This window comes from Variovorax sp. OK212 (assembly GCF_900112425.1).
Classification (GTDB): domain Bacteria; phylum Pseudomonadota; class Gammaproteobacteria; order Burkholderiales; family Burkholderiaceae_C; genus Variovorax.
The window spans coordinates 21,563-31,947 of the sequence record NZ_FOLP01000037.1 but is presented as its reverse complement, the minus strand read 5'-3'; the positions used below and the strand labels follow the sequence as shown (position 1 = coordinate 31,947).

The 10,385-nt window shown below is 61.2% G+C and carries 9 protein-coding genes and 2 pseudogenes; 3 read left to right on the top strand and 8 right to left on the bottom strand.

The genetic code is table 11. From position 1 onward, the window contains the following. Positions 1 to 119, top strand: a pseudogene (locus BM004_RS42340) (hydroxymethylglutaryl-CoA lyase); the annotation flags it as partial. Between the two features lie 272 nt (positions 120 to 391). Further along, on the top strand, positions 392 to 559 hold the full coding sequence (locus BM004_RS41735) for a hypothetical protein (protein ID WP_177206781.1): 168 nt from the start codon (positions 392 to 394) through the stop codon (positions 557 to 559). A 963-nt stretch (positions 560 to 1,522) separates the two neighbouring features. Here the strand turns inward: BM004_RS41735 and BM004_RS39540 are convergent. From BM004_RS39540 to BM004_RS39515, 7 genes are all read right to left on the bottom strand, one after another. Next, on the bottom strand, positions 1,523 to 2,650 hold the full coding sequence (locus tag BM004_RS39540) for a hypothetical protein (protein WP_093222240.1): 1,128 nt from the start codon (positions 2,648 to 2,650) through the stop codon (positions 1,523 to 1,525). Further along, a complete protein-coding gene (locus BM004_RS39535; protein ID WP_093222238.1) occupies positions 2,647 to 3,513 on the bottom strand; it encodes a histidinol-phosphatase in 867 nt (288 codons plus the stop codon). The genes BM004_RS39540 and BM004_RS39535 overlap by 4 nt, the downstream gene beginning before the upstream one ends. Next, complete coding sequence (locus BM004_RS39530; RefSeq protein ID WP_093222235.1) at positions 3,510 to 4,538, bottom strand: radical SAM family protein; 1,029 nt, start codon at positions 4,536 to 4,538, stop codon at positions 3,510 to 3,512. Before BM004_RS39530 ends, BM004_RS39535 begins: the two co-directional genes overlap by 4 nt. Before the next feature lie 270 nt (positions 4,539 to 4,808). Continuing rightward, positions 4,809 to 6,053 (bottom strand): hypothetical protein, encoded by a 1,245-nt coding sequence (locus BM004_RS39525; RefSeq protein ID WP_093222234.1) that lies wholly within the window; start codon positions 6,051 to 6,053, stop codon positions 4,809 to 4,811. A gap of 49 nt (positions 6,054 to 6,102) precedes the next feature. Then, complete coding sequence (locus BM004_RS41730) at positions 6,103 to 6,243, bottom strand: hypothetical protein (RefSeq protein WP_177206780.1); 141 nt, start codon at positions 6,241 to 6,243, stop codon at positions 6,103 to 6,105. A gap of 18 nt (positions 6,244 to 6,261) precedes the next feature. Further along, complete coding sequence (locus tag BM004_RS39520) at positions 6,262 to 7,116, bottom strand: ubiquinol-cytochrome C chaperone family protein (RefSeq protein WP_093222232.1); 855 nt, start codon at positions 7,114 to 7,116, stop codon at positions 6,262 to 6,264. Then, positions 7,113 to 7,766 carry a helix-turn-helix domain-containing protein gene (locus BM004_RS39515; protein ID WP_093222229.1) on the bottom strand — a complete coding sequence of 218 codons (654 nt, stop codon included), beginning with the start codon at positions 7,764 to 7,766 and terminating at the stop codon, positions 7,113 to 7,115. Before BM004_RS39515 ends, BM004_RS39520 begins: the two co-directional genes overlap by 4 nt. Before the next feature lie 408 nt (positions 7,767 to 8,174). Here BM004_RS39515 and BM004_RS42600 point away from each other — a divergent pair, with 408 nt between their 5' ends. Then, positions 8,175 to 8,558, top strand: coding sequence for a phage protein NinX family protein (locus BM004_RS42600; RefSeq protein ID WP_093222227.1), 384 nt, complete (start codon positions 8,175 to 8,177; stop codon positions 8,556 to 8,558). Between the two features lie 807 nt (positions 8,559 to 9,365). Here BM004_RS42600 and BM004_RS39505 read toward each other — a convergent pair. Beyond that, positions 9,366 to 10,219: pseudogene (locus BM004_RS39505) on the bottom strand (class I SAM-dependent DNA methyltransferase). Between the last annotated feature and the right edge of the window lie 166 nt (positions 10,220 to 10,385).

Below are 10,385 nucleotides of genomic sequence, written 5' to 3'. Positions count from 1 at the left end.
TCGAGACCGGCATCGACATGGACAAGCTGATCGACGCGGGCGTGTACATCAGCCAGGCGCTGGGCCGCGAGCCGAACTCGCTCGCGTCGAAGGCCCTTCGCACAATGCGGCCTGGCTGACCGCTACGAGCGGTCAGAGCAAACCAACTCTGCGTGTAGTCATCCCATCAGAAGATCAGATTGGAACTGGAGTAAAAATTGATCGCCAATTTAAAACCGTCTGAGTCCTTCTAACACCGCTAAGGGTTCTGCGAACACCACAACCAAGAATCGCATCTTCGGCCAGGGCGCTCCTGACCCGGCGGAGCTGGATGCGGATCAATTTGCGGAGGCATTCTGAATCGCCCCGTGGCGATTCATGTTGCCAAGATCTAGACCAGCACCACCTGTTCATGGACGGCAAAATCCGAACCATCGCCTTCTTGGTGATGAACAAGCTGCTCTTGCAGAACGACCTGCTTCCATCCGTGCTTCAGGACCCCAGCGTCTTCGACATGAACAGCATCGAAGAGATCGTCGAAGACATTCGATGGGGGCAGGAGGCGTTTCAAACGCTGTGATCGGGCGCGGTGTACCCGATGCGGTCTTGCGTTGCCAGTTGTGCGTGCTCGCCAGAACCAAGTTCGACCGACCTGCTATTTCCAGCGGCTCAGAAGTGGGTAGGAAGCCAAGGCGGCGATTCAGCAACAGCGGCAGCTCAGCGGTGATTGCTTCCACAATGCAAAGCGCTCCTGCAGCGCGAACAGGCAAGCCGGCCTGGGCTGCCGTTCTTGTTCCAGACATCGTGGCGCATGTCGACCTGTACGGCAGGTGACAGGGTTCGCATGCGAAGTCGGTTCAGGCGGCCAGCCGCCTCACGTTCGGCATGCGATCCTGCCGCTACGGCATTTCGTCGCCAGTTAGTCAAGCAAAGGATGCGCGCCCGTCCTCATCGATCGCCACAAGGCGAGCCTGCTGTGCAGCGGCGCGAACCCAGGCCGCATTTCAAGCCCGCAGTCCGCTCGGGTGTTGCGCGTGATGCTTCGGGATGCCGAGGCCTTGGGTGCCGGCATATACGCCACGCTCAATCCGGCCCCACGCTTTTATCAACTGGTAACGATTACCGTATCGATGTCCGCCGGTGGTACGAACCGGGTCGAAATTGCGATTGGCCCATCATCAGCAGCAAGGCGCGTGATGACACGCTTGGAAAAGTCGCCGTTGCACTGGTCGAACTCCGTGGCAATGCAGTCGGTGGGATGGTGACCAGCCGATTCATGGGTGTGCAGTGCTCATGGCGTTTTTTGTTTCCCAAGACCTCGACCCCGCCAAGCGCGCCGTCAAGACCATCCGTGAAGACGTCAAAGGTGCTGAGGCTCCAGCCGCGCGTTGGGCGCCCGATTGAAGACTTGCGTGATGAGGTCCGCGAATGGATCATCGATTTCGGCGAATGCGGCTGCGTCGCCCGCTGCCGACTCGATCCTCTTGATTGCCTGCGACCGCATGCTCTCAGTACGTGACACACGGCACGCTGGCACGGCCCTTTACAGCGGCGCCCTGCCGACCTCATCCAGCAGACCGAGTTTCGTCAGATGCGACCGGAGAATCACCAGCGATGGCACGCATTGCACCTGCGCCAGAAACTCGTTGCCCAGCGCCGCTTTGTACAGGCTGAGCCAAGCCGAAGCCGGCACCTTGGGCAGAAACGTTGCCAGCTCATCTCGGTTGCCCTCGCCGAATACCAGGCGCAGCGTGCGCAGGATCGGTTGGTAGCCTGGATCGGAGAGCAGCTGCGCCAAGGTATCGTCCAACTGGTGAGTGATCACCACTCTGTTCAGGCGGTCCTCGACCGTGGCGTCGGTAAGCGCCACCCGGGGATCGATCGCTACCGGATAAAGGGCTCGGAACGACTTGGCGCCATTGCTTAAAGACTCCCGCTGCACCTTGTCCGCAGTCGATCCCGTGACCAGCACGTCATCGCCAAAGATTACATGCACACCGCTCGAGCGATAGAAGTTCTCGCCGGGAATGACATGGTCCTGCAGCAGATTCACCTGTTCGCGTTCCTCCAGACTCAGGCTCGCATAGTGCTCGCAAGGAGGCGCAAGCCTGGGCAGCTTGACATTGATGATTGTGGGCAAAGCCAAGTGGGCCAGTTTGAGGTTGACGGCTTCGACCACTTTGTCGTAGAGCACGTTGGCCGTAGATGGCACGTTGCGCCAACCGGTGGTCATCATCACCACGCAGTCGCCACCGGCTTTGGCGTCCCGAAACAGCGCCGTCCATTGCGAGCACGGGTCATCAAGCTCGGCGTGCAGGTAGTTGACCAGGCCGCGAGCCAAGTAGCGGATGTCGTCCACGCCGCCATACTTCGCCCTGCTGTAGATTGCTGCCAGTTCGCTTGCATCGTGGCCGGTGCGCATGTCTTGGAAACGGCCCTGCGGTCCAGGCTCTAAGCAAACCAGCGCGGTACCACCCAGGATCGTGACGTAGTCGCCCATGTCGATTAGGCCGCGCGCCAGCAGGTCGGCAGCGAATGCCCTGAATCCGATCTTTACATCGCCGCTGTAGGGACGCACCGTCGCCTGACGAAACAGAGCCAACTGAATCTCGTCCGGTGCCTGCAGCATCTCCGTCCACGAACGCACAGCGATGGAGGAAAGCAGAGTCATGACCGTGCGCCCCCTTGTTTCAGCAGGGTGGATGAGCCCTCTGGCAGCAGGGTGTCGATGTTGACATCGATTCGTCTGCGGCCCCGGTAGTAACTGATGCGCTCGAGACCCACCGGCCGGAGCACCCTCATCAGTTCAGCCACGCCCGCGCCTGCATCCTCGGGGGCGTGGGTATCCGAGCCGATAGTGAAGGGCACATCGTGGGCGACAAGTTGAGGCAGCAGGCGTTGCGATGGGTACGACCACAGTCCCTGGACTTCTTGCCCTGTCAGCGGGGTCAGGCTCGATTTGCGCAGGCCCGAGGCGTTGAGCTCAAATGCCATGCCGCTATGCGCCAGCAGTGCGAGCAAGGGCTCGAAGCGGCGCAGGAATACGTCCTCCGGCAAGCCGCGCAACAGGGTGTCGGCATGCCCCACAGCGTCGAACAGACCGCATGCGACCAACCCTTCAAGGTTGGCGAAGTAACCGTCGAGGAAGGCTTCGGCCGCCAGCCGTGGCAGCTCCCAGACCTTCGCCATGGGCTCGCCGGGCACCTCCACGTAGTGGACCGAGCCGATGGCGAAGTCCAGCGGGTAGTGTGCCAACAGGTCACGGGTGAAGGCTTCGGCCCCGGGGATGTAGTCGAACTCCAACCCCTGCAGGATCGTGATCCGCCCGTCGTAGGCCATCCGCGCCTGCTCGATGTCGGAAAAATAGCGATCAAGCTCGCCCGCCAGCAGGCGGTTGTCCGTATCCACGGGAAAAGGCGCGTGGTCGGTAATGGTGAGAACGCTTACGCCGGCCACGATCGAGGCGCGCACCAGTTCATCTACCGAGCCGGTGGCATGCTTGGAATAGCAGGTATGACTGTGTGAATCGATCATGCTGCCTCCCATGCTTGGAGCATGCCGTCGTGCGTAGCCAATTCCTTGACCAACCAATAGGGGTTGTTCACTCGGGTAACGATCGAGTGCACGAGGTCGGAATTGTCCAACCGTGACAGCAACTCGGTCAGTGGCTCGGTGTAAAGCGCTCGGGCGAGCGGATTGCGCAGAAGCTGAGATCGCAGGCGCTGCCAGTCAAGCCGCTCGGAATGCATATTGCCGAGGCGCTGGATCTCGATGCCATACAGATACACGTCGCCATTGGGCTTGATGGTCACGTCCATGCCATTGGCCTGGGGCGCTTTGTTCAGGCTACCGAAAGTGAAGTGCTTGTTGACCTTGGCCTCGATGGCTGCGATGTACCCGTGCATGTCGAGATAACCCTGGAACGTGCCCGCGGCCGGGTGCACCAGGTTCTTGTAGTCGATATCGAAACGGTGCTGCCCCACCATCAGTACGTCCTCTAACGGCCCCAGTTCGGTGATGTCTGCTTCGATACCCCATCGCTGCAGTTCCTGGGTAAGGTACTGGCGCGTGAAGTGCCTGTCGGTGTCGATAGAGCGGAACGAGAAGCTGAGCCCTGACGGCTGGCGGCGCTGGAGGTAGTCGAGGCTGAACCCATGGGCGCGCCACTTGACCTTCTCGATGTGGTGGCTGTCGGCGCTCAGGCGGATGTTGCAGGTGTCGCCGGTGGCGGTCACGATGCGATCGGTCTGATCGTAAAAATCGGCCATCTTGGTGTGCGGAAAGAATCCGCTGGTGATGAACTCGAAGCGCTTGCCACCGTTCGAGAGTCCAAGGATTTCGTGGAATACCTTGGCATTGTTGAGCGGCTCGCCCTCACCACTGATGGAGATGCGCTTCACCGACGGTGCGTTGATCAACGTGGCGAGGTTCTCCCGCGCCAATGTCGACAGCTCCATGCTCATGCCCACCTGGTGCTTGTCGGCGTACATACAGAATGCACAGCCGATGCCGCAGACCTGGGTGATGTCGATGTACAGCAGATGACCTTGAAGTTCCATGTGGAATGTCCTAGAAGCCTGGCGCGATGCACAGACGAAGTGGTTTCGAACAGGCGCGGAGTGCCAGAGGCAGCCCTACGCAGGCTGGCAGCTGGAATGGGCTACTGCCGTACTTTCAGTATGGGATGTTGACTTGCAGTTTCTGGATCTGCACCGATGGCTTCTTTTATTGGCGTGACAGCCAACGAAACTGCAGCGCCATAACCGGCTCGGCCATTGTCACGAAGACTGGCATCTCATGGATGCTGTTGACGAGAGCCCAAACGTTGCTCACGCTGCCTCGACGTCCTGGGCGACCTCGAACACGGCCTTGATGTGCAGGTCGTGGATGTAGACGACTTGGTTGATGATCTCGTGACGCAGCACTCGCTCTTCTTTGACGGCCCTCTTTTCGGGATAGTCGGCGAACCGGTCGTTGCTGAGCACGAAGGTGTGAAGATCGTCATCGGCTGCGGCGAGGACGGTTTCATCTGCCGTGCGCTTCGACGCGACAATGTGGACCCGCTGAGCCTGCGGGAACCGGGCCTCGAAGTCCCTGTTGCTCAGCCCCAGCCTGCGCCGCATGCTGGCGTCGAAGATGAGCGTGATTTCATACTTCTGTGCCAAGATGGGGACCAAAGCCTCCAGAGCAGCGAGTTTGACGAAGCGTCGGTCCTCGAAGCACAGGTTGCTGCCATCGATGACAATGTGCCCGATGTCCCGCATGGCGAACCGGACGAGTTCATCGACTCGGGACCGGAGCTTGCCAAGACTGCTGTCGACGCTGCGCAGTGCGCTCCTGCTCTGTCGTGCCACGTTTGCCGGTTTGCGGTCGCCGAGCTCTCGCTCGCATCTGTCGTGGATCATCGCCTTTTCGTATTTTTCGAAGTCTCTGCATCTGTTGAGAGAAACTTCGAAATCCTCGGCTTGGGACATTCGTCGCACGAGCGCGGCGCGCTCCGTCTCGAGCTTGCGCATGCTTGCCAGCGGCTCGCGCAGGCGCTCCTCCAAGTCGTCGCGGCGCTGCCGCAGGCTCGCCAGTTGAGGCTCGATGCGGTCGAGGATCGCTTGCAGTGCTGCAATGGCCGACCGTGCAAGCAGCGGATCGAATGTGCGTGCTGCTGCGATTTCGCTTTGGACCTTGCGGCCGATCTCCGTCGCCTTCGCGAGCTGGATCTTCATGTCCGAAATCGCCGACCGCTGCGCATTCAGTTCTTGTTGCGCTGTCGCGACCTGTCGCTTCGCGATGGCTCGCTCCGACGAGAACCAGTGGCGTGGATCGATTCCGATGCTCGCCTTGGGTGTCAGCCGCGCGAGCGATGACGCGAGACCGAGGGCATCCTGCTGCGCCTGATGGAGCTTTGCCTGAGTGCTGGACTGCAAGCGTTCAGCTTGTCTGAGGTTGGCATTTTCTTGATCGAGGTCGAAGCTGTGGAACCAGGCGGACTTGGTTTTCCAATCCACCAACGCGCTGTTGGATTCGGTGTGCTCGCGCTGCAACACTTCGAAATCTTTGCTGAAAGGGTTTGTGATCATTCCATCCTCCGTGTCTGGGCAAATGTTCTTCGGTTCGCTGTCTTGCGGTTCAGTAGCCGGACACGGAAGTGGCATGTTCCGAGCGATACGATTGGGCGATACGCCAGCCGAAAGTGAGCGCGGCGCCCGCGGCAAGAGCCAACGCGTAGGAAGCCGCGATGCGCAGAGGGGTCGAGACAATGATGATCATGGGATCCATCTTTCAGGTTCAGTTGGAGGTCGGTGCGGACGCGCCTGGGCCGGGCTGCGGCAACTGCAGTGCGAGCGGGCTTCCACATTCGCCGCAGAACTTTTTGCCGGCTTCCGCGGGTGCCTTGCAGTTCGGGCAGCTTCGATAAGCCGCCTTCTGGCGCATGTAGGCTATCTGGATCACACAGGGCACGGTGACGCGATAGGCGGGACTGCCGAGGTCAAAGGCTGTCCAGATCGCAGTGATGGCCCAGCCGATGGGGCCGGTGAATACGCTGATGCCGCGCATCAATCCTGCGGTGGCGCCGAATGCCAAGCCACGTCCAAGGATTGCCTTGGCCACGGCGTTGGCAACAACCGCCGCGAGCTTGTACGCGCCGAGGCCCGATGCCTTGATGGCGGCCTGGAGTGCCGCCATCATGGCCGGTCCGGCGCTAGGCTTGTAGGTGCTTCCGAACTCTGCGAAGAGATCGGCCTTCTCCTGCTCGCTCATCTTGCCCAATGACTGCTCCAGGACCGCCTCGAGAATGGCAATCTCGATCGTGGCGCAATCGCTCTTGGGGTCGTGCCGTGCCTTCACGTGGCTGGCCACGTCGCAGAGGATCTCTTGATAAGGTACGCCAGCGCCCCCCCGCATCAAGTTGAACAGTGAGTTGCCGCCGAAACGCTGCAGTTCCTCGGCTATCAGCGCACGCGTCGGCTCGTCGATGCGGCCAGCGGATCTTGCGTCGGCCAGTGTCTTGCAGGTTTCGGATGACAGAGAAATGCGGCCTTCGCCTTTGTCCGTGATGTGGTCGATCAGCACGGCAATGTCGTCGATGTCAGCGGCGCTCAGGACCTGCGCGAGGTTCGGGTCCGAAATAAGAGATGTCATGCGCAGGGTCCTTCGGCGTTCCCGTCGCAATCGTCGGGCGCCGGGTTGTACGGGGTCATTTCGTTGGCCAAGGCGGCCGCCAGAGCGGTAAGGTCGGCAAAACATTTGCGGTCGCCGCGCGCTGCGGGCTGAGCCAACGCAGCCATCACCACACTGCACCGGCGCCGCCACTCGTTGCGCACGTCGAGGCGCTTGATTTCCTGAGGGTCATGGACCGCGCCGAGCGGTGGCCGCTCGGGATGGACCTTGCATTTCTTCAACACGGCCTCTGCCAACGCGGGGCCGCCGAGCGCGTCCGTCGCCAAGCCGTGCGCAGCCACTTGGTGATCGCTGATGGACCCGATCGCCTTGACCAAGGCCCGCCAGTCTGCAGGCGTCATCAGCACGAAGGCCAATGGGACGCCGATCGCGTGCGCCAGCTTATGCAGGGTTGCGAGGTCGGGGTTTCGCTTGCTGGGATCGGACGTGTCCACAAGCGGCCTCAATGTGCTGCGCGACATCCCCGTGCGGCGCATGACATCGGTCTGACGCAGCTTGTCGGGCTGGCCCGCCCGGTCCGGCCCGGCGACCCGCAGCGCCGCCGTGACGCTGAGCGCGAGTTGCTGCTTCGGCGTGTGTTTGAGGGCAGCGGCGGGAACTGGGACGTGCATCGAGGGCTCCGTTGTTTGGGGGACAGGCGTAGCTTAGTAACAATTCATCGTATGAAGCAACAAATTGAATCGTTTGCGATCTCGTTTGATAAAAAATGGATCGAATGCGATATCTTTCCTGGCGATTTGCGAACGGCATCCGTGCGTGTCGATCCCGGGTGCATAAATTGCATCGGCCGCAACATGAAAGTGCCAGGGCCAACCGGTTGCCGAACGGCTCTGCCCCACGTTGGACGGCGGATGTTGGTGGGACCGGCGAGCGGCCCACGGTGGTGGTCGGCGCGCCATCGAGCCTGTGGTCGGCGGTTTCGTGTTTCGGGCCCGTCGCAACCTCAAGGGCTTGGACAAGGAGTTTCACGGCGGCGACAGAAGAGGGCTGGCGTGCTTTAGGCCGGGTAAATTACCCTCATGCAAACATCAGAACTTGCCGATGCGCTGCTGGACTTCTGGGTGGCTAAGGCGGAAGGACTCCGGCCCGAAATGATGCCGCCTGCTGGGCCTTGTCTGGTTTGGGGGCGGGGCGCCGCAACAGCAGGACCAGTCAGTTCGTGCGAGCGCCGCTATTCGGCCGACTGGACTCACGGCGGCCCCATCCTCGAAGCCAACGACTGGCTGCTACCGTTTCGGACGCCCGAACACCGGTTGCACCGCGGTGCCTACACGTCTCAAACGCAGGAGGGGGTCAAGTACTGCGGCCCCACCCCGTTGGTCGCTGCCATGCGCGCCTACGTGGCCGCGAAGTTTGGCCCTGATCTACCCGATCCAGGCGACCTGGCGAGCAGAACGCGTTGATGAGGCGTCATTGCACGACGGCCTCAGAAGCTGTAGGCCCCGCGCCCAAGAACGCAGACACCAAGACACCGATCGCTCGCCCTTAAGAAAACGGCCTCCCCTGGCTGCACGATACACCCCCTGGATTCAGCCCTTTGACCTCCGACCTCCGACCTCCGACCTCCGACCTCCGAGGATCCCTTAGAGAGGCGGTTCCGTCCCAAAGAGAGCCTGCCGAGCGCGAGCCGGGCGGTTTTTTTGTCGGCCTCCTGTTTATGCGCGGCCACCACTCCGTCAGGATCGTGTTCACTGACTCGACTGCATGGATCATGGGTCTGAAGCGCGTGAAGTGCCTCGGGCTCGGTCCGCTTTGCTTGGTAAAGAACATCGAATGAGTTTTTTATCTGTTGGAGACAGGCGCTTGCTCATCGAGTTGAGGGCTTTTGGCGATTTTCGTCGGAACATGCGGTTGCGCGGTGGCTTGCGGAATGCGCATCTCAGGAGCGCGCACGCACCGTGCCATGGGATACGGCGAACATCCTGGACAGGGCCGGGCCTGAACTCATCGTTTCAAGGTGGGGGCTTGCTCAGGACTGCCCAGCCTGACGGCGTAATCGCGTGGACCGTTGCCGAGTGAGGCGGGGAATACGTGTTCGCAGGGTGCAGCGTCGCGGTGATGAGCAGTGCAGCTCGAAGCATCTCTACTTTCCGGATCGCTTCCGGGTCAGTGACAGTCAGCGGCAAGACTGCCTGCGCGAGTAACTGAAGGTAGCTGGAGGGCATAGACGTGCTTTCAATCGACGCAGTCTGCGCAGGAGTGCCTACGGTTCATGTCAGCGCAGTCTGAGGCCAGGGCAAGAAAAGGCCGCTCCTGCGCCCAGTGTGATCCGTCCAGCGCAGCATCGGCCCATACCGCAAATCATCGATTCGATGTCCTCGCGTGCGGCCAACGCAGTGGGGCCGCCTGCGGGGTCGTCGCCAAACACGTCGTCGAGCTTGTCGCGCGGGCGCTCGGCGGGGGCGTCGGGCAATGTGCGGAAGTAGTCGCGCGCGAAGGGCGTGCGCTTGCCGAACTGCGGCTTGTTTGGCGCGCATGTCGTAGACCCACACCTCCTTGGTGTTGCCCTTGTCGCTTTTGCCGCGGGTGAAGAACAGCACGTTGGTCTTCACGCCTTGGGCGTAGAAGATGCCGGTGGACAGGCGCAGGATGGTGTGCAGGTTGCACTTGTCCATCAGGTCACGGCGGATCTTGGTGCCGATGTTGCTTTCGAACAGCACGTTGTCGGGCAGCACCACGGCGGCGCGCCCACCTGGCTTCAGCGCACGGTAGTGTGCTGCAGGAAGGCGAACTGCTTGTTGCTGGTCTCGAAGGTGAGGTCGCCACGCGTGGGCAGGCCGCCACCTTTTTTGGTGCCGAAGGGTAGGTTGGAGAGGATCAGCGTGGCGTTCGGCAACTGGTTGTGGTCATCGCTGAGCGTGTCGCCGTAGATCAGTCCGCCTTCGATGCCGTGCAGCAGCATGTTCAAAAAGCCGCAGGTGCCGGCCGCCGGATCCTGGATCACGTCGCCCAGCTGCGGCTGCATCACCGCAACGATGCTGTCGATCAGATGCCTTGGCGTGAAGTACTGGCCGGCGCCGCTCTTTTTCTCGCCGGCGTTCCGCTCCAGCAGGTCCTCATACATGTCGCCCAGGTCGTCGCGCTCCACGCTGTACCAGTCCAGGCCGTGGTGATGAAGGTGTTGGCGTTGGCATAGATTTCCTGCACTGCACTGCGCCGCGTCCGTGCAGGCCGTCGTCGAGCAGCATCTCCTTGTAAAGGTCGAGCCGTTCCGGCGCGCAGGCCTTGAG

Excerpts from the sequence above, each read along its gene's own strand:
- BM004_RS39535 (WP_093222238.1), bottom strand. The coding sequence starts at position 3,513 with ATGATCGATTCACACAGTCATACCTGCTATTCCAAGCATGCCACCGGC.
- BM004_RS39530 (WP_093222235.1), bottom strand. The coding sequence starts at position 4,538 with ATGGAACTTCAAGGTCATCTGCTGTACATCGACATCACCCAGGTCTGC.
- BM004_RS39540 (WP_093222240.1), bottom strand. The coding sequence starts at position 2,650 with ATGACTCTGCTTTCCTCCATCGCTGTGCGTTCGTGGACGGAGATGCTG.
- BM004_RS41735 (WP_177206781.1), top strand. The coding sequence starts at position 392 with ATGGACGGCAAAATCCGAACCATCGCCTTCTTGGTGATGAACAAGCTG.
- BM004_RS39515 (WP_093222229.1), bottom strand. The coding sequence starts at position 7,766 with ATGCACGTCCCAGTTCCCGCCGCTGCCCTCAAACACACGCCGAAGCAG.
- BM004_RS42600 (WP_093222227.1), top strand. The coding sequence starts at position 8,175 with ATGCAAACATCAGAACTTGCCGATGCGCTGCTGGACTTCTGGGTGGCT.
- BM004_RS41730 (WP_177206780.1), bottom strand. The coding sequence starts at position 6,243 with ATGATCATCATTGTCTCGACCCCTCTGCGCATCGCGGCTTCCTACGCG.
- BM004_RS39520 (WP_093222232.1), bottom strand. The coding sequence starts at position 7,116 with ATGACATCTCTTATTTCGGACCCGAACCTCGCGCAGGTCCTGAGCGCC.
- BM004_RS39525 (WP_093222234.1), bottom strand. The coding sequence starts at position 6,053 with ATGATCACAAACCCTTTCAGCAAAGATTTCGAAGTGTTGCAGCGCGAG.